General features: G+C 56.3%; 24 protein-coding genes and 1 pseudogene. 7 read left to right on the plus strand and 18 right to left on the minus strand.

All coding sequences use genetic code 11. The features are described from left to right. Positions 1–161 precede the first annotated feature (161 nt). The 6 genes from ACRCJM_RS07285 to sdhC all read right to left on the minus strand — a co-directional run bounded on the left by ACRCJM_RS07285 (position 162) and on the right by sdhC (position 6,316). A complete protein-coding gene (locus ACRCJM_RS07285; RefSeq protein ID WP_431464395.1) occupies positions 162–1,256 on the minus strand; it encodes a BMP family lipoprotein in 1,095 nt (364 codons plus the stop codon). A 303-nt stretch (positions 1,257–1,559) separates the two neighbouring features. After that, entirely contained in the window at positions 1,560–2,783 is a 1,224-nt protein-coding gene (locus tag ACRCJM_RS07290; RefSeq protein ID WP_237187240.1) for an amidohydrolase, read from the minus strand. Between the two features lie 72 nt (positions 2,784–2,855). Beyond that, positions 2,856–3,641, minus strand: coding sequence for a succinate dehydrogenase iron-sulfur subunit (locus ACRCJM_RS07295; protein ID WP_135011168.1), 786 nt, complete (start codon positions 3,639–3,641; stop codon positions 2,856–2,858). A gap of 1 nt (position 3,642) precedes the next feature. After that, on the minus strand, positions 3,643–5,406 hold the full coding sequence (gene sdhA / locus ACRCJM_RS07300; protein WP_135011169.1) for a succinate dehydrogenase flavoprotein subunit: 1,764 nt from the start codon (positions 5,404–5,406) through the stop codon (positions 3,643–3,645). Positions 5,407–5,446: 40 nt separating this feature from the next. Beyond that, positions 5,447–5,932: a succinate dehydrogenase hydrophobic membrane anchor subunit gene (locus ACRCJM_RS07305; RefSeq protein ID WP_237196973.1), complete on the minus strand. Its 486-nt coding sequence runs from the start codon at positions 5,930–5,932 to the stop codon at positions 5,447–5,449. 3 nt (positions 5,933–5,935) lie between these two features. Beyond that, positions 5,936–6,316 (minus strand): succinate dehydrogenase, cytochrome b556 subunit, encoded by a 381-nt coding sequence (gene sdhC, locus ACRCJM_RS07310; protein ID WP_237196975.1) that lies wholly within the window; start codon positions 6,314–6,316, stop codon positions 5,936–5,938. Positions 6,317–6,631: 315 nt separating this feature from the next. Between sdhC and ACRCJM_RS07315 the strand changes: the two genes are divergently transcribed. The 6 genes and pseudogenes from ACRCJM_RS07315 to ACRCJM_RS07340 all read left to right on the plus strand — a co-directional run bounded on the left by ACRCJM_RS07315 (position 6,632) and on the right by ACRCJM_RS07340 (position 12,887). After that, on the plus strand, positions 6,632–7,741 hold the full coding sequence (locus ACRCJM_RS07315) for a mannose-1-phosphate guanylyltransferase (RefSeq protein ID WP_431464396.1): 1,110 nt from the start codon (positions 6,632–6,634) through the stop codon (positions 7,739–7,741). Between the two features lie 100 nt (positions 7,742–7,841). After that, entirely contained in the window at positions 7,842–9,176 is a 1,335-nt protein-coding gene (locus ACRCJM_RS07320) for a hypothetical protein (RefSeq protein WP_431464397.1), read from the plus strand. Positions 9,177–9,538: 362 nt separating this feature from the next. Then, positions 9,539–10,537 (plus strand): annotated as a pseudogene (locus tag ACRCJM_RS07325) (IS3 family transposase); the annotation flags it as partial. A gap of 178 nt (positions 10,538–10,715) precedes the next feature. Next, a complete protein-coding gene (locus ACRCJM_RS07330; RefSeq protein WP_237187245.1) occupies positions 10,716–10,898 on the plus strand; it encodes a hypothetical protein in 183 nt (60 codons plus the stop codon). Positions 10,899–10,945: 47 nt separating this feature from the next. After that, positions 10,946–12,184 (plus strand): sensor histidine kinase, encoded by a 1,239-nt coding sequence (locus ACRCJM_RS07335; protein ID WP_431464398.1) that lies wholly within the window; start codon positions 10,946–10,948, stop codon positions 12,182–12,184. Between the two features lie 40 nt (positions 12,185–12,224). Then, a complete protein-coding gene (locus ACRCJM_RS07340) occupies positions 12,225–12,887 on the plus strand; it encodes a response regulator transcription factor (protein ID WP_346875386.1) in 663 nt (220 codons plus the stop codon). A 20-nt stretch (positions 12,888–12,907) separates the two neighbouring features. Here the strand turns inward: ACRCJM_RS07340 and ACRCJM_RS07345 are convergent, their stop codons facing one another. The 10 genes from ACRCJM_RS07345 to ACRCJM_RS07390 form a co-directional block, all read right to left on the minus strand. After that, positions 12,908–13,822: a hypothetical protein gene (locus ACRCJM_RS07345; protein WP_431464399.1), complete on the minus strand. Its 915-nt coding sequence runs from the start codon at positions 13,820–13,822 to the stop codon at positions 12,908–12,910. A gap of 13 nt (positions 13,823–13,835) precedes the next feature. Then, positions 13,836–15,095, minus strand: coding sequence for a M16 family metallopeptidase (locus ACRCJM_RS07350; RefSeq protein WP_431464400.1), 1,260 nt, complete (start codon positions 15,093–15,095; stop codon positions 13,836–13,838). 23 nt (positions 15,096–15,118) lie between these two features. Beyond that, a complete protein-coding gene (locus ACRCJM_RS07355) occupies positions 15,119–15,982 on the minus strand; it encodes a phosphotransferase (RefSeq protein WP_431464401.1) in 864 nt (287 codons plus the stop codon). After that, a complete protein-coding gene (locus ACRCJM_RS07360) occupies positions 15,979–16,338 on the minus strand; it encodes a flavoprotein (RefSeq protein ID WP_431464475.1) in 360 nt (119 codons plus the stop codon). The genes ACRCJM_RS07355 and ACRCJM_RS07360 overlap by 4 nt, the downstream gene beginning before the upstream one ends. A 23-nt stretch (positions 16,339–16,361) precedes the next feature. Then, on the minus strand, positions 16,362–16,499 hold the full coding sequence (locus ACRCJM_RS07365; RefSeq protein WP_237187248.1) for a hypothetical protein: 138 nt from the start codon (positions 16,497–16,499) through the stop codon (positions 16,362–16,364). A 66-nt stretch (positions 16,500–16,565) separates the two neighbouring features. After that, a complete protein-coding gene (locus tag ACRCJM_RS07370) occupies positions 16,566–17,471 on the minus strand; it encodes an ABC transporter permease (protein WP_237222377.1) in 906 nt (301 codons plus the stop codon). An 11-nt stretch (positions 17,472–17,482) separates the two neighbouring features. Next, complete coding sequence (locus ACRCJM_RS07375) at positions 17,483–18,457, minus strand: ABC transporter ATP-binding protein (RefSeq protein ID WP_431464402.1); 975 nt, start codon at positions 18,455–18,457, stop codon at positions 17,483–17,485. 307 nt (positions 18,458–18,764) lie between these two features. Then, on the minus strand, positions 18,765–19,295 hold the full coding sequence (locus ACRCJM_RS07380) for a 2'-5' RNA ligase family protein (protein WP_431464403.1): 531 nt from the start codon (positions 19,293–19,295) through the stop codon (positions 18,765–18,767). A 20-nt stretch (positions 19,296–19,315) separates the two neighbouring features. Then, a complete protein-coding gene (gene trpS / locus ACRCJM_RS07385; RefSeq protein ID WP_431464404.1) occupies positions 19,316–20,383 on the minus strand; it encodes a tryptophan--tRNA ligase in 1,068 nt (355 codons plus the stop codon). A 19-nt stretch (positions 20,384–20,402) separates the two neighbouring features. Continuing rightward, complete coding sequence (locus ACRCJM_RS07390) at positions 20,403–20,855, minus strand: hypothetical protein (protein ID WP_185173464.1); 453 nt, start codon at positions 20,853–20,855, stop codon at positions 20,403–20,405. 71 nt (positions 20,856–20,926) lie between these two features. Between ACRCJM_RS07390 and ACRCJM_RS07395 the strand changes: the two genes are divergently transcribed. Further along, on the plus strand, positions 20,927–21,637 hold the full coding sequence (locus ACRCJM_RS07395; protein WP_431464405.1) for a GntR family transcriptional regulator: 711 nt from the start codon (positions 20,927–20,929) through the stop codon (positions 21,635–21,637). An 83-nt stretch (positions 21,638–21,720) separates the two neighbouring features. Here ACRCJM_RS07395 and ACRCJM_RS07400 read toward each other — a convergent pair whose 3' ends face one another. Both ACRCJM_RS07400 and glyA read right to left on the minus strand, forming a co-directional pair. Beyond that, a complete protein-coding gene (locus ACRCJM_RS07400; protein WP_431464406.1) occupies positions 21,721–22,599 on the minus strand; it encodes a bifunctional methylenetetrahydrofolate dehydrogenase/methenyltetrahydrofolate cyclohydrolase in 879 nt (292 codons plus the stop codon). 2 nt (positions 22,600–22,601) lie between these two features. Beyond that, the gene (gene glyA / locus ACRCJM_RS07405) at positions 22,602–23,885 is read right to left on the minus strand and encodes a serine hydroxymethyltransferase (protein ID WP_431464407.1); all 1,284 of its coding nucleotides are present in this window, start codon (positions 23,883–23,885) and stop codon (positions 22,602–22,604) included. Between the last annotated feature and the right edge of the window lie 32 nt (positions 23,886–23,917).

The following is a 23,917-nucleotide window of genomic DNA, read 5'->3' on the forward strand; positions in this document are numbered from 1 at the left end:
TTCTGCCTAGTTTAGCGGGTTAGCCCCTTACCCTAAAGACTGTTCACGGCTCAGGGCTATGGGCCAGAGGCTTTTACCAGACAAACGGCTCACTCCCCTCGAGTGCAAGGGGGTGAGCCGCTGTTAGGTGACTGAAAGGAGGCTTTCAGCGCCGGGAGAGACTACTTGGGTGAAGCCTCTGATTCGATGGTGATGGTGCCGGCGATGATGTCTTCCTTGATCTTATCGAGTTCAGCCTTGGTTTCGTCTGAGACTGCTGAGTCAAAGTTGTGGAAGGGTGCCAGGCCAACACCGTCATTCTCCAGGGTGCCGACGTAGGGTTCAGCGGTGAAGTTACCTTCGAAGTCAGACTTGATGGTTTCGGTAACAGCTGCGTCCATCTTCTTCATGATGGAGGTCAGGATAATGTCTGAGAAGTTGGGGTTGGTTTCAACGCCGTCTGAGTCAACCCAAACAACCGATGCGGGGTTTTCAGGGTTAGTGGCGTTGTACTCCTTGACAGCTTCGAGGGTACCGGAACCTACGGGGCCTGCAACGGGCAGGATGATGTCAGCGCCCTGATCCAAGAAGGTCTGGGTGTTGGTCTTGCCCTTAGCGGCGTCTTCGAAGTCACCGGTGAAGGTACCTGACTGGCTCTCTACATTCCAGCCCAGGAGTTCAACGTTGGCGTCCTTCTGCTCGTTATAGTAGGCAACGCCCTGAGCAAAGCCATCCATGAAGATGGTGACGGTGGGGTACTGGGCGCCACCGTAGGTTGCTACCTTACCGGTCTTGGTCTGAGCAGCTGCTAGGTAGCCTGCCTGGAAGGCAGCCTGGGCGGTATCGAAGATGATGGGACGAACATTGGGCAGGTCGATGGCGTTATCGTCAACGATTGCAAAGTGTGATTCAGGGTTTGCCTCTGCGACTTCCTTGGTGGTATCAGACAGAGCGAAGCCAACAGTAACAGTAATGTTGCAGCCCTGCTGGATCATACCGTTGACGTTAGGAGCGTAGTCGGTATCTGATGAAGACTGTGCTTCTGCCATGTCGATGCCAAGCTCAGATACGGCATCCTGCAGGCCCTTGTAGGAGTTCTGGTTGAAGGACTTATCCTGGAAGCCACCGAAGTCAGAAACGATGCAACCCTTGTAGTCGGCTGCTTCGCCGGAAGCTGACGATGATTCTTCGGGGGCAGCGCCGCAAGCTGACAGAAGCAGGGCTGAGATGCCCAGAATGGAACCGGTGGAAGCAACGTGCTTACGTGAGAAAGCCATGAAGGTCCTTTTCGTACGGCCCTGAAAGCGGGCGGCGCATAGTCTACGCCAACTGTGTGTGAGTGGTGCTTTCAGAGAAAATTTGCGTAACACAACACATCTTAGTGTGATTCAGCTTCCCATTCACCCCCTATTTACTTCAAAAAGCGTGAACCGCGCAACAGGCTCCTGCTGTTTAATCACACAGAATATGTATTTGAGCTAATCACAGAGGGCAGGAGGCCACCCCCGGGAGCGGGGCGGGCGTCCTGCCCTCTCAAAAAATTTTCTGAAAAAAGTTACCAGCCGGTAACTTCCCGGAGGTTAGCTGCGAGACAGCTCCGAGCGGATAGCCCGCAGCGCGGTCGCGGCCATAACCTGCACTCCGTACTCAATCGCGCGTTCGTCCGGCGCGTAGTCCCCCCGGTGCAGATCGTAGGTCACCCCACCGGGCACGCGGGTGCCCAGACGAATCAGGGCGCCGGGAACCTCCTGAAGCATCCAGGCGAAGTCTTCCCCACCCATGGACTGCTCCACCAGCACCACGGAGTCCTCCCCCAGTTCCGCGCGGGAGGCCGCTTCAATCATGGCTACCTCATCTTCGGTATTGACGGACGGCGGCACCCCCCGGTAGTGCTCAAGCTCAACCTCTACGTTGTAGGGGGCAGCAATCTGATCGACCACCTCATCGAGCATGGCACCAGCCTGCTTCCAGACGTCCGCATCCAGGCAGCGCATGGTACCCGCTAAGAAAGCGGTGGACGGAATAGCGTTGGGAGCTACCCCCGCCTCAATCTGTCCCCAGGCAACCAGCACGCCAGAGCGGACGTCCGTCTTGCGCGAGAGCACAGCAGGTACGTTAATCGCGATTTGGGAGAGGGCGTAAATGACGTCCTCGGTCAGGTGCGGGCGGGAGGTGTGGCCGCCGCGGCCCTTAAGAGTGATTTTGATGGTGTCGGAGGCACTAGTGATTGCACCGATGCGGGTACCGATTTTACCCACGTCAACCTTGGGTTCACAGTGCAGGGCGAAGGCGCGGGGCACGCCCTCGAGGATGCCCTGGGCAATGACGTCCACGGCCCCGCCGGGCAGCTGCTCCTCAGCGGGCTGGAAAATAATGCGCACGGTGCCGCCCAGGGGATGCTCCTGGTGAAGGCGGTGCAGGGCAATAGCCACCCCCAGCATGACGGTCTGGTGAATATCGTGACCGCAGGCGTGCATGACACCATCGACCTGCGAGGCGTAGGGCAGGTCGGTTTCCTCCTGGATCGGCAGGGCATCGATATCGGCGCGCAGGGCAGCGGCCATCGGGCCAGACCCCACGTCCACATAGCAGCCGGTACCCTTCAAATGCTTGGGCGCCAGCCCAGCCTCGGTGAGGGTACGGAAAATACGCTCGGTCGTCTTGTTCTCAAGGTACGACAGCTCAGGGTTCTGATGCACCTCGCGGCGAAAAGCAATCAGTTCCGGCACCAGGGTACGCAGACGCTGGGCAAACAAGGGTGAGCTCAGATCCAAGGAGCTTGCAGCAAAAGAATAGGACGACATGTATATAGAGTAGCCCCTCATACAAAAAGTCGCGCTCCACAGGGGATGTGGAGCGCGACTTTCTACCGACCTTTAGAGGGAGCGGGCCAGGATAGCCTGCTTGACCTCGGCAATCGCTTTGGTAATTTCAATACCGCGGGGGCAAGCCTCGGTGCAGTTGAAGGTGGTGCGGCAGCGCCAGACGCCTTCCTTATCGTTGAGAATCTCAAGACGCATGTCACCGGCGTCATCGCGAGAGTCGAAGATGAAGCGGTGGGCGTTGACGATAGCTGCGGGGCCGAAGTACTGGCCGTCGGTCCAAAAGACGGGGCAGGACGAGGTACACGCGGCGCAGAGGATGCACTTGGTGGTGTCGTCAAAGCGGGCGCGGTCCTCCTGGGACTGGTAGCGCTCGCGCTCCGGCTCGTGGGTGTCGTTGACCAGGAAGGGCATAATCTCACGGTAGGCCTGGAAGAAGGGTTCCATGTCTACGATGAGGTCCTTCTCGCAGGGCAGACCCTTGATGGGCTCAACGGTGATGGGCTTGGACAGGTCAAGATCCTTGAGCAGGGTCTTGCAGGCCAGGCGGTTACGGCCGTTGATGCGCATGGCGTCGGAGCCACAGATACCGTGGGCACAGGAGCGGCGGAAGGACAGCGAGCCGTCAATCTCCCACTTAATCTTGTGCAGGGCATCGAGCACACGGTCGGTGCCATACATAGTCAGCTTGAATTCGTCCCAGTGGGCTTCTGCTGACTCTTCAGGGTTGTAGCGGCGAACCTGCACAGTCACGTCGAAGGTGGGAATAGCGCCCGCTTCGCCTGACTCAGACTTCAGCTCAACCTTGGATTCGGGTTCACGTGCTTCAAAATCAGCCATTTTAGTACTTACGCTCCATCGGTTCGTAGCGGGTGAAGGTCACGGGCTTGGTGTCGAAGCGCAGGCCCTTGATGCCTTCCATCTCGGCGTTCTCATCGAGGTAGACCATTGAGTGCTTCATGAAGTTGGCGTCGTCGCGGTCGGGGTAGTCTTCGCGGAAGTGGCCGCCGCGGGACTCCTTGCGGTGCAGGGCAGCCACAGACATGACCTTGGCCAGTTCCAGCAGGAAGCCCAGTTCGACCGCTTCCAGCAGGTCGAGGTTGAAGCGCTTGCCCTTGTCCTGAATCTGGATGTTCTTGTAACGCTCTTCGAGCTCAACAATCTTGTTGACGGCGTTGTGGATGGTTGCCTCGGTGCGGAAGACCTGCATGTCGGCGTCCATGACGTCCTGCAGTTCCTTGCGCAGCTGGCCTACCTTTTCGGTGCCTTCGCCGTTGCGGATCTGGTTGAGCAGTTCCAGGGTGGCGTCTGCTGCGTCGTCGGGGACGGGCAGGAAGTCAGCTGAGGCTGCGTATTCTGCCGCGTAGATACCGGCACGCTTACCGAAGACGTTGATGTCGAGCAGGGAGTTGGTGCCCAGGCGGTTGGAGCCGTGGACCGATACGCAGGCAACCTCACCGGCAGCGTAGAGGCCGGGGATGATGTCCTCGGAGTTGGAGTGTACCTCTGCCTTGATGTTGGTGGGGATACCACCCATGGCGTAGTGGGCGGTGGGGAAAACCGGGACGGGCTCGGTGTAGGGTTCAACGCCCAGGTAGGTGCGAGCGAACTCGGTGATGTCGGGGAGCTTCTCGTCGATGTGGGAGGGCTCGAGGTGGGTGAGGTCCAGAAGGACGTAGTCCTTGTTGGGGCCACAGCCTCGGCCTTCACGAACCTCGTTCGCCATAGAACGGGCCACGATGTCGCGGGGAGCAAGGTCCTTAATGGTGGGAGCATAGCGCTCCATGAAGCGTTCACCGTCGGAGTTACGCAGAATACCGCCTTCACCGCGGGCAGCCTCAGAAACCAGGATGCCCAGGCCTGCAAGGCCGGTGGGGTGGAACTGCACGAACTCCATGTCTTCCAGCGGAATACCGTTGCGTAGGGCAATTGCCATGCCGTCACCGGTCAGGGTGTGGGCGTTAGAGGTGGTCTTGAAGATCTTGCCACAGCCGCCGGAGGCGAAGATAACGCTCTTGGCCTGGAAGACGTGGACGTCACCGGTAGCCAGATCGTAGGAGACAACACCTGCGGGGCGGCGGACGCCGTCCTCGTCCTCAACCATAACCAGGTCGAGCACGTAGTACTCGTTGTAGAACTCTACGTTGTGCTTGACGCAGTTCTGGTAGAGGGTCTGCAGAATCATGTGACCGGTGCGGTCTGCTGCGTAGCAGGCGCGGCGCACAGGAGCCTTACCGTGGTCGCGGGTGTGGCCACCGAAACGGCGCTGGTCAATACGGCCCTCGGGAGTGCGGTTAAAGGGAAGACCCATCTTCTCAAGATCGAGAACGGCATCGATGGCTTCTTTCGCCATAACCTCAGCTGAGTCCTGGTCTACCAGGTAGTCACCACCCTTGATGGTGTCAAAGGTATGCCACTCCCAGTTGTCCTCTTCAACGTTAGCCAGAGCCGCACACATGCCGCCCTGGGCGGCACCGGTGTGGGAGCGGGTGGGGTAGAGCTTGGTGAGCACAGCGGTGCGGACGCGCTGGCCAGCTTCGATAGCGGCTCGCATACCTGCGCCGCCTGCGCCGATGATAACGACGTCGTACTTATGTACCTGCATTGTGTGAATGCTTCTTTCTAAAATCTAGAGCGCCAATAGCTTACGGGGCGGTGCAGAAGGACGGCAGAAGGTCTGCGGCTGCACCGGCGGGGCAGGGGTCAAAGGTGAAGATGACCAGGGTGCCCAGAAGAATCACGAAAGCGGTGGCAAGGAAGAGGGCTACCTTCAGGGCGAAGCGCACGCCGTCCTTTTCTGCGTAATCGTCGATGATGACGCGAATGCCGTTAGCACCGTGCAGCATAGCCAGCCACAGGAGCAGAAGATCCCAGACCTGCCAGAAGGGGTTAGCCAGCTTACCGCCAACAAAACCGAAGTCGATGCGGTGTACGCCTTCGCCCATCATGAGGTTGACGAAGAGGTGACCGAAAATCAGAATGACCAGCAGAACACCGGAGACACGCATGTAAAGCCAGGCGAACATCTCGAAGTTGTTGCGCTTGGACGAGGCGCGGTTGTACTTGACACCCGATACGGTGTTGTCGCGGCTACGGGGAACCGAAATCTTGGTTTTCAGAGGAGTTGCCATGTCTTAGTGACCCCCAAAGACGAGCATGAAGTGACGGACGAGGAAGGGAACCATGACGACGGCCCAGAGCACCAGGACGCCCCAGAGCATAGCCTTCTGGTTCTTGGCGCCGTTCTTCCAGAAGTCCACCAGGATAATGCGGATACCGTTAAAGGCGTGGTAGACAATAGCTGCTACCAGAACAGCTTCGCCCAGACCCATGATGGGGTTCTTGTAGATGTGCATGACGGCGTTGTAGGCCTCGGGAGAGACGCGGACGACGGCGGTATCAAGCACGTGAACCAGCAAGAAGAAGAAAATGGCGATACCGGTAATGCGGTGGGCAACCCACGACCACATACCTTCACGGCCGCGGTACAGCGTGCCCTTGGATGTATTCGGCACTGAATAACCTCCTGTGTGATGCGAGACGACACACCGATAGGTTGAGCCCATCTGTGCGCCCACGCAACATACGTATTGTGTGTTCTACTCAACAGCAAGATTAGCAGGTTTTAGGGCCGCTTACTTACACCGTGTCACCATCTCTTACCCCCGTATTTCCGGGAAATAGGCAAGGTTTCAATGCCCTTAAGCCAGCTATCGGCGTTATTATGCGGAAGCCGCCGTGAGGTTTTCCGTCAAAAGTGACCGGCGCCGTACAGTTTAAGGAAAAGATTTCATCATTATGACTTCAATTCTGGGTACACTGTAGAAACAATGAGAACACCACTTGAACGGTTCTACCCCCTCATTCCGGCCGGCGGCGTAGGGTCCCGCCTATGGCCCCTCTCTCGCGCCGTAGAACCTAAATTTCTGCTTGACCTGACCGGGACAGGTTCTTCCCTCCTCCGTGCTACCTACGATCGCTTGGTTGACCTCGCGGCTGATGGCGTCCTTGTCGTCACCGGCCAGGCCCACGCCAATGCCGTCACCCAGCAGCTCTCAGAGCTGCGCGGGTCCGATCTGGTACTCGAACCCTCACCTCGCGACTCCGCAGCAGCCATTGGCCTTGCCTGCGCTATTCTGCACGAGCGTGACCCCGAGGCCATCATTGGCTCCTTCGCCGCTGACCACATCATCAGCCCGGTCGAAGAATTCCAGGCCGTAGTACGCGAGGCCGTACACGCCGCGGCCTCCGGCAAGATCGTCACCATCGGCATCGAGCCCACCGAACCTTCCACCGCCTTCGGCTACATCAAGGCCACCCAGAACCTGGGGCTGGAAGACGCCCCCAGCGTCCTTGCCGTTGAACAGTTCGTCGAAAAGCCCAACGAGCCCACCGCAACCGAGTACGTAGCCAGCGGCGACTACACCTGGAACGCCGGCATGTTCGTGGCCCCTGCAGCCCTCATGCTGCAGCACCTCGAAGCCAACGAGCCGGAACTCTACGCCGGCATCATGGAAATCGCCCGCGCCTGGGACACCCCCGCACGTGAAGCCTGCATGAACCGCCTCTGGGACACCCTACCCAAGACCGCCATCGACTATGCAGTAGCTGAGCCTGCCGCAGCAGCCGGTGACGTAGCCATGGTTCCCGGTCGTTTCAGCTGGGACGACGTAGGCGACTTTGACGCCGTAGCCCGCCTCAACATCGAAAAGAGCGGTGACGACCTCTTCGTACTGGGCGACAAGTCCAGCGTCATCAGCGAAGAATCCACCGGTATCGTCGTCAACAACACCGGCCGTAAGATTTCGGTCATCGGTATCGAAGATGTTGTTATCGTTGACACCGCAGATGCCCTGCTTGTCACCGTGCGCGACGACGCCCAGAGCGTGAAAAACACCGTCAACACCCTGAAAGAACTGGGCCAGGACAACCTGCTCTAGCCCATCAGAGTTACACAAAGGCCCGCACCGTTTTCCCGGTGCGGGCCTTTTTGACACTCACGTTATGCAAATGATTCTCATTTAGTTTAGACTGGTGGGCATGCACAACACCTCTCGTCCTCTTTTCACCCTCATCAGCGCCACCCTCGCCCTTGCCCTTGCAGGCTGCGGGGCAGCGTCCGCCCCCTCCGCCACCTCAAGCAGCGACCAGGCCAGCGCCACCGCAACCGCAGAACGCGCAGCCATCACCGAAGCCTCCACCCCCTCAGCCCGTATCGCCCTCACCTACGACGGCGGAATCATGATAGTGGACGGCAAAACCTTCGAAGTCATCGAAACCATCGAAAAAGAAGGCTTCCTACGCTTGCAGCCCGCTGGCGACAACCGTCACCTGGTGGTAGCAGACGGCTCCTCCTACACCATGCTCGACATGGGCGCCTGGACCCAGGCCCACGGCGACCACGACCACTACTACACCACCACCCCCACCCTCACCTCCCTGTCCTTCGCAGCGGACGGCACCGGCCACGTCATCACCGACTACGGCCGCTCAGCCATGTTCGCCGACAACACCGGCACCATCGAGGTCTACTCCCCCGCCGACCTGACAGGTGCTGACCAGTACACCGCCACCAGCGTCAGCACTGAAACCATTACCCTGCCCGATGCCCACCACGGCCTGGCCATCCCCCTCGAGAACAACCAGTACCTGGTTTCGGTAGGCACCGAGGACGCCCGCACCGGCGCAGCCGTCATCAACGCAGACGGCTCGGTTGTCACCGAAAACCTCGACTGCCCCGGCATCCACGGCGAAGCGATCGCCGCTAACGACACCTTCACCGTCGGCTGCCAGGACGGCGCCCTCATCTACGCAAACGGCACTTTCACCAAGGTCACCAACCCCGAAGACCCCTACTCCCGTTCCGGCAACCAGGCCGGCTCAGCTGATTCAGCTATCGTGCTTGCCGACTACAAAACCGACCAGGACGCCGAGCTCGAACGCCCCGAACAGTTCGCCCTGATCAACACCATCACCAAGGAACGCGCTAAGATTGCCCTACCCGAAGGCGTCTCCTACACCTTCCGTTCACTGGCCCGCGGCCCCGAAGGCTCCCACCTGCTGCTGACAACCGACGGTAAGTTGCGCTTCTGGGCTGAGGACGGCACCGAGCTGGGCTCCGTTGACATCATGGATTCCTGGACCGAGTCCGAGGTTTGGCAGGACCCCCGCCCCGCCATCTGGGTAGACGGTGAAACCGCCTACGTCACCGACCCCGCCACCAAGAAGCTGCACGTTGTTTCTCTGGCGAAGATTGCGGACGGCACCGCCGAGGTATTTGCCAGCATCGACCTGCCCGAGGTACCCAACGAGATTAACGGTATCTCCCGCACCGCTGAACTGGTCACCACCACCGAAGTGGACTCTGACCACTAGCGTTTTATCGATAAAGCTTATTCATAAGCGGTTCCGCAGGCTCGCGCTGGATGGAGCCCAGCAGATTCCGAGCGCGCGAGGAAATAAATCTGCGGGCGGAATAGGCGCAAGCCTGACCCTCACGCCCCGCCTAACGGCGGATTCCGTTCGCTCTTGCGTGCTCGCGCGCTCGCACCCGCTCACTTCATCGAGCCAGCAGCTTCGCTGCGAGCCTGCTCCACCGACCTTTATGAATAAGCTTCTATTGTTTAAAGGCGCACTGTCCCCAGCTGCTGCCAGCTGCCTGCGCTGAATCGGTAGACCGTCAGCCGGTTCACGGTGAAATGGGCAAGAGCGGGTGGTAGGGTCGCAAAATAGCGTAAGGACGCCCCAAGGGAGTAAACAAACCAAAGACGCTCACAGAGGAAGAGAAGCTACGCCGTAGGATTGAGCAACTAGAGGCAGAAAACATCTGCCTAAAAAATTGCGGGACTTGAGGAACCAACGGCAAGGCTAAAGGCCAAAATCATCGCCGTCCTCAAGTCAGAACACCACCTGAGTAATTTACTTCAAGCAGCAGGTTTGGCCTGATCAACATACTTCTACCACCAGTTACGGCTAAATCATCCTGATGTGCATACTCAGCTGAAGAAAGCCATTATAGCTATCTTTAAGAAAACGAAACGGCGGTATAGTTACCGCCGTGTCCTTGCCGAACTATGCCACCTAGGGTGGAAAGTCAATCACAAGCTCGTCTACAATCTCATGGACCAGATAGGGCTGAAGTACAAGGTCAGGGCAGGTAAAAAGTACAGCTCTTATCAGGGGCAGGTTAGTTGTATCGCTGAAAATCTTTTGAACCGTAACTTCACTCCCAAGGAGCCTAATGCTGTGTGGGTCAGTGATGCCACTGAGTTTTGAGTCTGCGGTACCAAGGTTTATTGGCACCCCTTATGGATTTGCATGATTGTAGTATTCTGGCGCACGAGTTATCGACTTCGCCGTCGACAAAGTTCACATCTGCTTCGTTGAAGGAGGCTTTGATGTGGCATGAACCTGGTATGGGGTTGGTGGTTCGTACTGATCGGGTTTCCAGTATCAGCATTCTAGCTGGCGGAAACTGATTAAGTCGGTCGGTGGTGTTCAGTCCATGTCACGCAAGGGTAATTGCTATGACAATGCTGTGATGGAGAACTTTTTGGGCATTTGAAGGCTGAGATGTATTACGGGGGGCGTTTTGCGAGTGTTGAGGAGTTCTTCACGGCTGTTGATGAGTATGTTTTTTGGGTGTAACAATAATCGTTTTCAGGAGCGGCTGAAGGGCCTGGACTCCGGTGAGGTATCGGAGTAAGCCTTTGGGGTCCTGGTTGTCTAGAATTTAACTCAGCCCAATTTTCGGAGGCTAGTTCAGAAGACAAAATCTCTAGACCTTGAACTTAAGTACAACAATAGGTAATCCACTTCTGAACTTTTGTATATACCCTTACGTGAGCCTAATACTCCACAATAGATAGCAGGACAACAGTCTAACTCAACTCACAACACTAAGGACTCCGAGCCATGAAGAACATCAGCAAAGCACTGGCAATTATCTCCATCGCCGTTGCTCTCACCCTCAGTTTTTCACCTGCGCGGGCTGCTTCTTTGCCGTGGGATATTGATGCTCATATCTCATCTACTTCAGCAGCTAGCGCATCCCCTACCTTCTTCGGCTGGCTTTGCAGAACAGGGATATGTGACTAACACTCATATGCTTCGGGGCATCACAAAGGGTTTGGTAGCATAAACCTATGACGACAAGCCCCCATAGTGCTTCCAGCAAGAAGTGGTTTCCCCTTGGACCGTTCATGAGAGCACTGTTTATCTGCCTGGTATGTATCTTTATTGCGGTCGATTTATCTTTGGGGGTCTACGAAAATACACATACCCAGAATCGTGTATGGGCTGTTGCGATTGCCTATCTACCCGTTTTTATGATGGGCTTTGGGCTCATGCCCGGAATTTATGGCTGGTATTTTTCTCTTGCCAACATCACGGTGCTTTATAACGATTCCAGTTTCGTCTGGGCTGGGTTCTCATCGGCGTCAATTCTGGTGCCTGTGTATTGCGCTTACCTGGCTACAAAACGTCAGGTCGTGGCATTCGGTATTGTCCTGTGTGTTTTTGTTGTGTATCCGGGTTGGGTTTCAAATACATTGGTTGCTCAGTTCATAACAACGTCATTAGCAGTTTTTTCATACATCACAGGTCTAGTACTCAGAAGGTTCCGGCTTCAGCGGGAAAAAGACCAGCAAAAGATTATCTCTATTCAGGAAGCCCAGCTCCAGGCACGTAATGAGGAACGCACCCGCCTTGCCTACGAGTTACACGATATCGTTGCCCATGAAGTCACCATCATCGCTATGCAGGCTCGGCGTGCACAGTTTACAGAGGATCCAAAGAGCACAGCCGCTATTCTGACTGGGATTGGGGACTCTGCGAGCCAGGCGCTCGAGGATCTTCGCAAGCTGGTGACTGTCCTTAAAGCCGAGAAAAATGACTCGCTGAACGGCGAGCTACCCAGTGCTCCCCAGTCGGAAGAGAATTTGCTGCTGGGCGACACCTCTCTTTCAGGGGAAACCACATCGTCTCTAGCCCTGACTCACGATTTACATAAAATATCTGATGCCCTAGAAAATGCAGGCTTTACTGTTACGCTGACCGTTGATGGGGATGTAAGCCTTATTCCTTTGGCATCTCGCCAGGCGCTAAGACGTACAGCTCGCGAGATAGGGACCAACATTCTCAAGCATGGCTCCCCTGAGGGACCTGTAAAAATAGACCTCACAGTGGATCAGCGTAACGTCACGCTATCCTCAGAGAACGTCATCTCTCATAACAAACCCGTTTCTTCATCTTTGACCGGGTTAGAATCAATGAAGGCTAGGTTTCATGATTTGGGTGGAACATCGTCTTATCAAAATGACCACGGTGTGTGGAAGATTCAGGTGAGCCTTCCCCTGCCTAAAACAGTGACCAAAGCTTTTTAAGCTGCCGCTCTAGCTTGTACAGACAGTGAAGGAACCATTCATGGTTAAAGTCCTCCTCGTAGATGATGAATCCCTTATTCGTAATATTTTGAAGGATTATCTTTCCTCCGATGAAAGTCTGGAAGTGGTGGGGGAAGCTTCAAATGGCAAGCTGGCAATTTCACAGGCAAGGGCCCTACAGCCAGATGTAATTTTGATGGATATGCAGATGCCTCTGATGGACGGTGTCGAGGCAACCCAGTATATTCATCATTCTTTCCCCGACATAAGAATATTGGGGCTGAGCACCTTTGCGACTGATCGCTATGTTGTTGAACTCTTGCGGGCAGGTGCCTCGGGGTACTTGGTAAAGGACTCCCGCCCCGAAGAGGTCACCAGCGCAATCCACACCGTCCATGACGGAGGATCAGTACTGTCCCCCGAGGTTACCCGCTATGTGGTGCAAGGGCTTGAGCAGTCAGTTCCTGCCGAAATTTCTCCCGACGAAGAACTCATGTCAGTTCTTACCGCGAAAGAAATAGAAGTCATTGAGCTTCTCGCGCGCGGTCTAAATAATAAAGAGATGGCCGCAGAACTTTTCGTTACTGAATCCACAATTAAAGCGCGTTTTGTGAAAATTATGGAAAAAATGCAGGTGCGCGATAGGGTTCAGATTCTAGTTAAAGCTATTGAATACAATCTAATCAACCTAAAAACCTGGTAAACCCCATAGCTTTGCTATTTTTAGCCGAGATCGATTCCTAGCACAGCCCCGATAGGGTAGACGAGCCCAGCAAAGGCTGGGGCAAGATCTTCCAAGCTAAGGCTGTCGATGCGGTGTATATCTAGCAAAGCGTCAACACCCCAACCCATCACGCTGTACTGCGCTAAGAATCTCGCTAAATCATCGGGTGCCAGATGCGAGCGGCTAAGATTACTGAACGCAAATTTTTTGACCTGCTCAAATTCCGTCTCGCTATAAGTTTCAGGAATATTGACGATAGCTTGCGCCACGCTCCCTAGAATTTCTAATGTCTCTTTGCTTTCACCGTTGTCTCCGCTGAAGCTCCAAATGATGTGTGGTTTGCCTTCAATCAATGCGCGCATCGGCTGAAGGTTAATCCCGGCAGGTAGCCATGATGCTACGAGAGGATTCGCTGGGTTCATAAGCAAACACATGGCCACAAAGGTTTCAAGGCTCCCCGCCTTGGTTGCTGGCTCCGGGCCTGTGATAATGATGTGCTCTGTTGAGCCCTGCTGGTAGCGCTGGAGGTTAGCGGTCACTTCCACTGCCTGAAATGCAGAGGGTGCAGCAGGCTCGGGAAAGCTCTGGACCACAGTTTCAGGAGCAACAATAGCCACTGTAGTTTGAGCACTGGAAGTCTCAGCCTTTTCATCAAGAGCTTGCATAAAGTACTGCACCCAAGCCTGTGCATTTGCTGGGCTGAGCACAAAGGACGCTGACCCCGCCTGCTGATCGTTGTCCTGTTTAGTCAGTAGCGGCTGGTTACCAACACTTTGGTTGGTCTGCTCTGTCACGGCTGTCACGGTTTCTGCATAGTTTTTGCTAACGGCAGCAGGCCAGCCGATAGTTATAAAAGTATGCTCTGACCTGTGATCGATAGTAGCAACGAGAGTGTAATTATTTGGGGTAAACATAGTGGTGTTCCTCTTAGAGATTAGTGCCAATTACTAAGGACGCGAAGGCCTGGTTTTCAAGGGTAACGGCAGCCTCGTTGGCTAGCTGTCGTACAGCGTCCAGCTGTTCTTCTATGCCACGGAGGCGGTCTGTCAAGGCAGGGATGTAGTGGGGGTCTCGTCGAATAACAGCATCACGAGCCATCACGCGCGAGGCCTTCTGATCGTTAGAAGTGTTGCTTTCCAGTCGAAGTATTGCCCGCTGGACAGCAAGTTTCATAGCACTATCCGGGGCTGTTTTGACTGAACTAAACCGATCGGCAGGGTCAAGCGGGATGTTGGTATCATCAACCAGAACAAACAGGTCATCGTAAGGGATATCAGCAACCCCAAAGATACCTGCGCTGGCATCCAAGGCTCGCACACCCGACAGGGTTTCTGCCACCAGCAAGGTACCTAGCAAGAGGGAGCTGATTGTGTCTGTATCGACAGTGCGGGTCACTAAAATCCTTCGTGAACCCCACTCTACAGGCTGCTCCAAATAGTTGGTGACACTCTGTTGAATAGACTGCCCAGCACCTTTTCGCTGACTTATTTTTACCAAAGAACCACTGTTTTCTGGGCGAGCCAACCCTAGGTTACCTAAAGCGCTTTCAACATAGCTGAATACTTGTTCAGCAGGCAGGGGACTAAGAATAACTAGAGCAGATTCATGCAGCTGGTAATAACGCTGATGGATGTCGATGAGGACGGTCGTGGTGGCTCGGTCTCGGAGATCCAGGTCGCCGCTACCATCATGCCCGTTGGCATAATCGGACCAGAACTGTCCGGTAAGGTGCGGCCAGGGGAGGACTCCGCCGGGTGCTTTAGCTAACCTGTTAGAACGTTCGGTGGCTACCGCTTGAATCTGGTCGTCAAGCTGATGGAGCTTGAATGCAGGGAAAAATACCTGTTCCAGGAGTCGTTGTAGCGAGGTTTCCAGGTAAAACGGGCTACCTGTCTCGTAGAACTCAGTGTAGTCCATATGCGTATTACCACCGAGAATACCTCCCTCACCTGAAATAGCGGCCGCTCTCTGAACGGCGGTTGAACCATGAGAATCCTGATAAATCATATGTTCAATGAGGTGGAAGAACCCTTCTTGACCAGGTTCCTCATCCCGCATACCAGCAGGTACTGCCAAACTGATGGAAAAGTTAGCTGCTTTTTGATCGTGGATAGCGATAACGCGTAATCCTTCGATTGTAAGCTCTTCGCACCCGTGGCTATCCAGGGATGTACGGCTAAAACTCATAAGAAGTTACCTTCCTTTCGTACCTATCGATCAAGGTAGTTAGTGGCCAAGTCGATGAGAAGCTGGGCGGCTTGAAGATTTGCCCCCGCATAATGGTGCCAGTCATAAGCATGATGAATGAGACGGAAGGCGATAGCCGAATTTAAATTATTTTCCGAAAAGTCCCCATACCCAGTAAGAAATCCTTGCTGAAGATCGGTTAGTTTCAGTCGTAGGTTGGGGTAGAAAGCGTATAGTTCAGCGAACTCCCCTAGAACCCACCCAATGTCATATTCTGGCAAGGCGTAACCAACATCTTCACCGGTTAGTAGGACTCCGGTGACCTGGTCAGCAGAAATAAGCCAGTTAATAAAGCCGGCATTTCCGTGGGAGACTGCTAGGTTTCCCCCCCTTGTGACGGCTTCAATCCACTGCCTCAGCTTTTCAAAATGTTCGGCAGCTAGAACTTTTGTGAGATATTCCCAGCCTTCTTCATCCAACCAGTGGTACGAGCGCACCGCAGTCCGAGGCGTACAGTAAGTGGGCGGCGCCTCCCCCAGGACCGGTAGCTGATGCATTTCCCGCAGCGCGGAGCCCCAAGCCTTTCCTATCGTCCGATAGTCCAAGCTATCTTGCACTTCTGTTTCGATCAGATAGTTATAGAGCGGGGTGTGCTTAGTCAGTGGGTAGAAACGTTCCTGGACGTTTCCCCGGCCCCAGACCAGAGCTGACGTTTGCTTCTCTTGGGGTTCGAGAACTGCGGAACTGAAGGGCAGGGGCGCTGACTCGCCTAAAGTGTGAACCAGTCCTTCCTGCCCACCGGCAGACCACTTTTCTGTTATCAAAAGACCGGTAGCTGACACCGTAGTTCGTTCAGATTGACGGGGGGCAGTCTCGGTGAGGGTCATGCTGCCTTCTCATAGGCTGAGTTTAGGCGAGTTGCTCGATGCTCCTCGATCGTTCGGAGCACGGAAACAAAGTTTGGGGGAACCCAGGCCAAAGCCGTATCGCTTGACTCGCTAGGGCCTGGGACTGGATCGATGACTAAGTAATTGGAAGGCTGACGGAGTTTCCTCAGCACCTCTTGAATTGCAGGATGTTTTATTGACCGCGGGGGGAAGGAGGGAGCTATACAGACCTGTGCCTCTGTAGCAACTGCTGCCAAAAGAGAGGGGGAGTCGGTGATTCCATGAGCTAGGCGTGATGCATAGTCCAAGGTTGCCGGGTAAATCAGGATGAGGTCTGCCCACTCTGCTAAATCGATATGTTCAGTAAAGTTCTATCGACTTAGAAAAAGAGGGTTACTACCGCATAGCCTACGCCGCCGCCAACCAAGGCCAGCGCCAGGCTACGAGTCCAGCGGCCAACCGCTGAGGCACCCTTTGAGGTAGTGGGGTAGGTAGTCTCGTTCTTGTAAGCAGTCATGTTATTTTTCCTTTCAATGGTGATGGGCAAGTAATCCCAGAAGATGAATCGGACAAAAGCCCGGCTTTAAGCCCCGTTGTCTGAGGCAAATGATTGTTGCAGCGAAACCTTAGAGCCGGTTCGTAAAGCGTTGTTGCTGTATACACGGGTTGCCACCCAGAACAGCAGCGGAATAGTTACCCCAGCGATACTGGCAGCGGTCACCATTTCCCAGGTCTGCACGCCGTCCAGACCAAAGCGAATAGGCATCAGGTAGGAAGAGAAAAGCGGGACGAATGACAGCCCCCTAAGCCAAGCCTCTTCAAGATAGGTGGGTGTCAGGTACAGGGTGACCACCAGCAGAACCATCTGCAAAACCGACAGCGGCATCACTGCGGCACTCAGGTCCTCCTGCCGGGAGACCGTTGACGCCAGAATCGTGTTCATGGTTGCGAAGATGATGTAGCCCAGCAAGAACCATACAAGGAACCACAAGAGGGCTGCGCCTACTTCAAGCTCCAGCAGTGACCACCCGTCCACGAGGGTGAAACCCAGCAGACCAGTGCCGCCAATAAGAAGTAGCTGAACCAGCGTTATCGCGCCGATACCAATCATCTTTCCTGCCAACAGAGGTACAACACCGATTTTGGTGAGGAGGATTTCGACAACCCTCGATGACTTCTCTTCAACAACACCAGAGGTCAGGCTCTGGGATGAGTACACAAGAGAGCTGAGCAAAGCACTCACCATCGCTGTAGCAAAGAGCAGGCGGGTATCCAGCTGGAAGCTAGCATCCCCCATTTTCTCCCGCAAGAACCAACCGCCAACACCTGCTCCAATACCCACAGTCAGGGCAAGCAGCCCGGTGGCTAGCAGGATGGTCTTATTCTTGGTGCGGGTAAGAACCTCACGTCGAATGACGATTAACATTTCACGGTAAGCAGTGCTCACTGATTTTTCACCTACTTCATGCTGGGTAGTCTGCTGGGTCATGCCTTTAGCTTTCATCGTGTCTGACCTGCCGATTCAAGCTCTGCCTCACGGGCAGGGGTGATACCGCGGCCCGACGAAATATAATCCTGCGATAGGAGTGCACCCAAGGACTGTTGCACAGGCTCAATACTGCGCAGCCCTCCAAATCGTGTGGCAGTTTCTAGTACGCCCTGGGGAACGGTTGCATCCCGTCCATCAACTGTGATGAAAACTGATGATTGGTTGCTCATCTTGAATTCGATATGGAAGGGAGCGACCAACGATAGTTCGGCAACGAATTCTCCGGCCGGACGATCAAACTTTAGTTCCCACCGGGTCTGATCAGTATCTTGCAGCTCAGAGACAGCACCATCTGCCATCACTCTGCCTCGATCAAGTACGCAGACACGGTCGCATAGGCGCTCAACAAGCTCCAACTGATGCGATGAAAACAGGATGCCCACGCCCTGGGCTGCCTGTTGTTGGATAAGACCAGCCATTGTATCTACAGCTAGGGGGTCAAGCCCCGAGAAGGGTTCATCAAGTACCAGTAGTTCTGGGTTACCAACCAGGGAAACAGCTAGCTGAACTCGCTGCTGGTTACCTAGCGACAAATCTTGGACGAGGGTTTTCTCTCGACCCGATAGGCCCAGTGTAGCGATAAGTTCGTCAGCTTTTTCCTTCGCCTGCCCCAGGGTTTTCCCTTCGAGTAGAGCAAAGTGAACAATCTGATCTTTGACACTCATCTGGGGGTACAGGCCCCGCTCTTCCGGCATATAACCGATTGACCTGCGGTTCTCGGTTGAGATGGGCTTCCCGTCCCAGGTGATATGCCCGCCGGTGGGGTTAAGCATTCCTAGAATGAGTCGCATGGTGGTGGTTTTACCTGCACCGTTACCACCGATGAAACCAACAATTTCACCGCGACGGACGCCGAAATCTACATCCTGCAGCACCTTGTGGTCACCGAAGCTGCGGCTAATCCCGTGGAGTTTGAGACCGTTCATTGCGCACCTCGCTTTTCTTTCTCTTGCGCCTTCACTAAAAACTCTAGTGAGGCGTTAGAGCTTGCCACATATACTTTCGTACAGTTCTGGGGTAGACGATAGTTCATGCATTTGTATGTTCGCTGCCATACCTGCAACAATTGTTGAACAATCTGAGGTGGTCTCGTCCGGGTTCGTTTTCTTTTACTGTCGCTACCATAAGGGAGGTGTATGCACTTGGTACCCCTTCCCTCCCCATGGGCAAATGCTTCGACGCAGTGGTGGGATCGGAGGCTAGTTCAACGACACGAAGAAGCAGGGCCTTTTGCTATAGATTTACTGTTCCTAGCTGCTGCCAGCTGCCTGCGCTGAATCGGTAGACCGTCAGCTGGTTCACGGTGAAATGGGCAAGAGCGGGTGGTAGGGTCGCAAAATCGCGTAAGGACGCTGCCAGGGCAGGGGCCGGGGCATGGTTGGCTAGGGTGAGGTGTGGCTCGTAGGGAAAAGGTGACATGGACTCCCCTACCGCCTTCTGGCAGGCTGCATGAATCAGGGTAAGCCTATCCGCCCCGGCGACAACGGGGAGATAGGTTACGGGGGTAACCGGCTCAAAGGTTGCAGCCGGGCCCAGGCCCACCTGCACGGGGCCGATGCCGGCCACCACCTGCTCAATGGAGCGCAGGGGGTCGCCGCCGGCGTCCTCGCTAATCAAAATCGTAATGTGACAGCTTTCTGCAACGGGGCCTACCAGGCCCTGGCTCACCCGCCAGCTGACCAGGCGCGCAGACACCACCGCAGGCACCTCGGCAACAATGCTGAGGTACCTGCGGTCGGGGTCTATGGTAGGTGAAGAAGCCACCAGGTTAGATCGTCTAACTCTTAGAGAGCGGGCAGGAAGCCTACCGCGTCATACACGTTCTTCACGGTCACAGAGGCAATCTCACGGGCCTTACCGGCACCGATAGCCAGCAGACGGTCTAGCTCCGCCGGGTCGTCCATGAGTTCCAGGGCGCGCTCACGAATGGGCGACAGCTCTTCAACCACAATCTCGGCCAGGTCAACCTTGAGGTGGCCGTACATCTTGCCCTCGTATTCAGCGACAATGTCGTCAATGGCCTTGCCCGTCACTGCCGAGTAGATGGACAGCAGGTTAGAAACACCGGGCTTATTCTCGCGGTCATAGGTAATCTCGCTACCGGCGTCAGTGACTGCGCCCTTAATCTTCTTGGCGGTCTTCTTAGGGTCATCAAGCAACCAGATAATGCCCTTATCGGTGGTTGCTGACTTGCTCATCTTGGAATCCGGGGTCTGCAGATCGTAAATCTTGGCAGTCTCTTTGAGAATAACCGGCTCAGGCACCACAAAGGTGTCGCCAAAGCGGGAGTTGAAGCGCTGGGCCAGATTGCGGGTCAGTTCCAGGTGCTGGCGCTGGTCCTCACCCACCGGCACCACGTCAGCCTGGTAAAGCAGGATGTCTGCTGCCATAAGGACGGGGTAGGTGAAGAGCCCCACCGAGGCGTTATCGGTACCCTGCTTAGCTGCCTTGTCCTTGAACTGGGTCATGCGGGCAGCTTCACCGTAGCCGGTAATGCAGTTGAGTACCCAGGCTAGCTGGGCATGCTCGGGAACATGCGATTGCACGAAGAGCGGGGTCTTCTCGGGGTCGATACCGGCTGCAATGTACTGGGCCGCGGTCTTGCGGGTGCGCTCCAGCAGAACCGCAGGGTCCTGGGGCACGGTAATCGAGTGCATATCGGGAATGAAGTAGAGGCACTCGTGGTCTTTCTGCAGGGCAACCCAGTTATTGACCGCACCGATGTAGTTACCCAGGTGCATGGAATCCGCGGACGGCTGGGCGCCCGAGAAAGCGCGCGGCGCACCGGTTGCCGCGTTGGGAATCTTAGCCTTGATGTTTTCTTCGGGGGTGGTCTGCTGTGACTTGCTCACGGGGCGTCCTTCGCTGTGTTTAGGCCCCTTCACGGGCCAGTTCCATACCGTTCTTAGCGGTGAAGTTAATGGTGTCGATAGCGCGATCAATCATGTCGCGGGAGTTTTCGTCGTTGACCTCAAGCTGCTCGGCAATCACCTTTGACTGCACCAGGCAAATCTGGAAAGAGTGGGCGAGCTTCTCGGTGTGCACATCAGACTCGTACTCGGCGCGCTTCACAGCGTGCTCCTCGTAGGCCTTGCGCTGGGCGACCAGAGTACGGTTGACGTTCACTAGAAGGTAGGCTGCGATACCCAGCCAGGCTGCGATAATACCGGCCAGAATCCAACCCAGCACCGACTCTTCGCGGGCTGACTGGACGATAGCCCAAGCCAGCAAGGCAACGAGAATTGCCATGCCGATGCCCGCCCCTATCAGGACAACCTTGGTGTTCTGCTCTTGTGCTGTTTTTTCTGAACCGTTCGACTGCATGACCTCTATTATGTCAAAGGAAGCCAGGCCGCGCTGAATCGCAGGCCCAATTTAAGCGTAAAGTGGGGTACATGATGCCCTCATCACGTGAAACGAAGTACCAGCAGGTCGCCAGGCTCATCGAAGAGCGCTATATCTGCCCGGCCGATGAGAACATGCCCCTGCCCACAGAACGGCAGCTGCAGGATATCTTCTCCGTCTCACGCGACACCGTCCGCCGGGCCCTACGGGAACTAGCTGACGCCGGTCTTATCTACCATGTGCAGGGCTCAGGCACCTACGTTGCCCCGCGCAAGCACCCGATGCGGGCGCCGTCCTTGCGCTCTTTCACAGACGACATGGCCGCGCGCGGCCACCGCCCCCACTCCCTCACCCTCACCTGCCACCTCATCGAGGCGCCGCTGGCGGTTCAGCGCGATTTGAATCTGGACGCCGGTGCCAAGGTGATCCAGATTCAGCGGCTGCGGCAGGCGGACGGCTCCCCTATCGCTCTTGAAACCGCCCACTTCCTACCCAAGGCCTTCTCCCATGTGGAGCCTGAGCTGTCTGCCTCGCTCGATGCCCAGATGCGGGCGTCCGGCTTCCAGGTGGAAACCGCAACCGTGCGGGTGGTAGCAACCAACCTGACCCAGGCAGAAGCAGCCCGGCTGGGGGTTCCCCTCGGGGCGGCCGCCTTACGCGTTGAAAAAGTGGGCTACACCGTGCGCGGCCTGCCCGTTGAAAGCACCCAGACCCTCTACCGGGGCGACCGCTACGACTTCGAGATAGAGGTTAAGAGGTAGTTCTTTTTCCGTGAGTGCATACGAGAATCGCCGAGTGCATACGCTCTTGGTAGGCACTCGGCGATTCTCGTGGACACTTAGGCTTAGGCGGCCTGGCGTTCTGCGGTTTCTACCACGTTGACCAGCAGCATAGCGCGGGTCATGGGGCCAACGCCGCCGGGGTTGGGTGAGTACCAGCTGGCCTTAGCTGCGGCCTCGGGTGAGATGTCGCCGGTCAGCTTCTTCTTGCCGGTCTCGGGGTCCTCGATACGGGAGACACCAACATCGAGCAGGATAGCCCCGTCCTTGACCTGGTCAGCCTTCACGGCGTGGGCAACACCCACGGCGGCCACGATGATATCGGCATCGCGCAGGGCTGCACTGACGTCCTCGGTGCCGGTGTGCACCAGGGTGGCGGTGGAATTGACGTCCTTGCGGGTCAGCAGCAGGCCAAGGGGGCGGCCCACGGTAATACCGCGGCCCAACACAGCAACCTTCTTACCCTTCCACGAAATACCGTGGCGCTCCACCAGCTCAATCACACCGTTAGGGGTGCAGGGCAGGGGCGAGTTCAGGGGTTCATCCACATTGAGGACGAGGCGGCCCAGGTTCATGGGGTGCAGGCCGTCGGCGTCCTTCTCGGGGGCAATCTTCTCAAGAACTCGATTGGTATCGATGTGCTTGGGCAGGGGCAGCTGAACGATGTAGCCGGTGCAGGCCGGGTCGTTGTTCAGTTTTTCGAGCTCAGCTTCAAGCTCTTCCTGGCTGATGGTCTCGGGCAGCTCCACCTTGATGGAGGCAATGCCAACCTCGGCGCAGTCGCGGTGCTTACCGCCCACGTAGGAGCGGGAAGCGGGGTCATCTCCCACCAGCACGGTCGCCAGACCGGGGGTAACACCCTTGTCTTTCAGGGTAGCTACGCGCTCGGCGAGCTCGCTCTTAATCTGGGCGGCGGTAGCGGTGCCGTCAAGAATCTGCGGCATGTTTACCACTCCTCGATACCGGAGTAGAGGGGGAACTTCTCGCACAGGGCGGTGACGCGCTCACGCTGGGCTGCGACGTCGACGCCGGGCTTGAGGGTTTCGGCGATGATGTCGGCGACCTCGGTGAAGGCTTCAGCATCGAAGCCGCGGGTTGCCAGGGCGGGGGTGCCGATGCGCAGACCCGAGGTGACCATGGGCGGACGGGGGTCGTTGGGCACTGCGTTACGGTTGACGGTGATACCGGCTTCGTGCAGCAGGTCTTCTGCCTCACGGCCGTTGATTTTAGCGTCGCGCAGGTCGACCAGGACCAGGTGAACGTCGGTGCCACCGGAGATCACCTTAACGCCGGCCTCTGCCATGTCGGCCTGGTTCAGGCGGTCAGCCAGAATCTTGGCGCCTTCGAGGGTGCGAGCCTGGCGGTCCTTGAACATGTCGGAAGCAGCAATCTTGAAGGCGGTGGCCTTACCGGCGATAGCGTGCATGAGGGGGCCGCCCTGCTGGCCGGGGAAGACCGCCGAGTCGATCTTCTTCTTCAGGTCTTCAACACACATGATGAAGCCGGAGCGGGGGCCTGCCAGGGTCTTGTGGACGGTGGAGGACACCACGTGGGCGTGGGGGACGGGGTTGGGGTGCAGGCCAGCTGCTACCAGACCAGCAAAGTGGGCCATATCAACCCAGAGGTAGGCCCCGATCTCGTCGGCAATCTCGCGGAAGGCAGCGAAATCTAGCTGGCGGGTGTAGGCTGACCAGCCGGCGATAATAACCTTGGGCTTTTCAGCCAGGGCCAGCTCACGGACCTCGTCCATGTTCACGCGGCCGGTTTCTTCGTCCACCCCGTAGGCGACGACTTCGTAGAGCTTACCGGAGACGTTGAGCTTCATGCCGTGGGTCAGGTGGCCACCGTGAGCCAGGGACAGGCCCATGATCTTATCGCCGGGGGTCAGCAGGGCATGCATGACAGCGTTGTTGGCCTGGGCACCGGAGTGGGGCTGGACGTTGGCGTGGTCGGCACCGAAAAGGGCCTTAGCGCGGTCGATTGCCAGCTGCTCCACCACGTCAACAAATTCGCAGCCGCCGTAGTAACGGCGGCCGGGGTAGCCTTCGGCGTACTTGTTGGTCAAAACAGAACCCTGAGCCTCAAGAACTGCACGGGGGGCGAAGTTCTCGGATGCAATCATTTCGAGGGTGTTCTGCTGGCGTTCCTGCTCGTGCTGGATAGCTTCGGCGACCTCGGGGTCTACCTCAGCCAGGGGCAGGTTGGTGACGTTGGGTGAAAGGTTGGTCATGCCACTTCCTTGAGTATGGTGGATCAGTTTCT

The sequence above is a fragment of the Rothia sp. L_38 genome (genome assembly GCF_050689125.1).
GTDB lineage: Bacteria > Actinomycetota > Actinomycetes > Actinomycetales > Micrococcaceae > Rothia.

What these genes read in the sequence shown, in the direction of transcription:
- ACRCJM_RS07295 (WP_135011168.1), bottom strand. Translation starts at nt 3,641, where the DNA reads ATGGCTGATTTTGAAGCACGTGAACCCGAATCCAAGGTTGAGCTGAAG.
- ACRCJM_RS07335 (WP_431464398.1), top strand. Translation starts at nt 10,946, where the DNA reads ATGACGACAAGCCCCCATAGTGCTTCCAGCAAGAAGTGGTTTCCCCTT.
- ACRCJM_RS07390 (WP_185173464.1), bottom strand. Translation starts at nt 20,855, where the DNA reads ATGCAGTCGAACGGTTCAGAAAAAACAGCACAAGAGCAGAACACCAAG.
- ACRCJM_RS07350 (WP_431464400.1), bottom strand. Translation starts at nt 15,095, where the DNA reads ATGAGTTTTAGCCGTACATCCCTGGATAGCCACGGGTGCGAAGAGCTT.
- ACRCJM_RS07305 (WP_237196973.1), bottom strand. Translation starts at nt 5,932, where the DNA reads ATGGCAACTCCTCTGAAAACCAAGATTTCGGTTCCCCGTAGCCGCGAC.
- ACRCJM_RS07315 (WP_431464396.1), top strand. Translation starts at nt 6,632, where the DNA reads ATGAGAACACCACTTGAACGGTTCTACCCCCTCATTCCGGCCGGCGGC.
- ACRCJM_RS07370 (WP_237222377.1), bottom strand. Translation starts at nt 17,471, where the DNA reads ATGACCCAGCAGACTACCCAGCATGAAGTAGGTGAAAAATCAGTGAGC.
- ACRCJM_RS07290 (WP_237187240.1), bottom strand. Translation starts at nt 2,783, where the DNA reads ATGTCGTCCTATTCTTTTGCTGCAAGCTCCTTGGATCTGAGCTCACCC.
- ACRCJM_RS07345 (WP_431464399.1), bottom strand. Translation starts at nt 13,822, where the DNA reads ATGTTTACCCCAAATAATTACACTCTCGTTGCTACTATCGATCACAGG.
- ACRCJM_RS07375 (WP_431464402.1), bottom strand. Translation starts at nt 18,457, where the DNA reads ATGAACGGTCTCAAACTCCACGGGATTAGCCGCAGCTTCGGTGACCAC.
- ACRCJM_RS07400 (WP_431464406.1), bottom strand. Translation starts at nt 22,599, where the DNA reads ATGCCGCAGATTCTTGACGGCACCGCTACCGCCGCCCAGATTAAGAGC.
- ACRCJM_RS07285 (WP_431464395.1), bottom strand. Translation starts at nt 1,256, where the DNA reads ATGGCTTTCTCACGTAAGCACGTTGCTTCCACCGGTTCCATTCTGGGC.
- ACRCJM_RS07395 (WP_431464405.1), top strand. Translation starts at nt 20,927, where the DNA reads ATGATGCCCTCATCACGTGAAACGAAGTACCAGCAGGTCGCCAGGCTC.
- ACRCJM_RS07320 (WP_431464397.1), top strand. Translation starts at nt 7,842, where the DNA reads ATGCACAACACCTCTCGTCCTCTTTTCACCCTCATCAGCGCCACCCTC.
- ACRCJM_RS07365 (WP_237187248.1), bottom strand. Translation starts at nt 16,499, where the DNA reads ATGACTGCTTACAAGAACGAGACTACCTACCCCACTACCTCAAAGGGT.
- glyA (WP_431464407.1), bottom strand. Translation starts at nt 23,885, where the DNA reads ATGACCAACCTTTCACCCAACGTCACCAACCTGCCCCTGGCTGAGGTA.
- sdhA (WP_135011169.1), bottom strand. Translation starts at nt 5,406, where the DNA reads ATGCAGGTACATAAGTACGACGTCGTTATCATCGGCGCAGGCGGCGCA.
- ACRCJM_RS07330 (WP_237187245.1), top strand. Translation starts at nt 10,716, where the DNA reads ATGAAGAACATCAGCAAAGCACTGGCAATTATCTCCATCGCCGTTGCT.
- ACRCJM_RS07355 (WP_431464401.1), bottom strand. Translation starts at nt 15,982, where the DNA reads ATGACCCTCACCGAGACTGCCCCCCGTCAATCTGAACGAACTACGGTG.
- ACRCJM_RS07340 (WP_346875386.1), top strand. Translation starts at nt 12,225, where the DNA reads ATGGTTAAAGTCCTCCTCGTAGATGATGAATCCCTTATTCGTAATATT.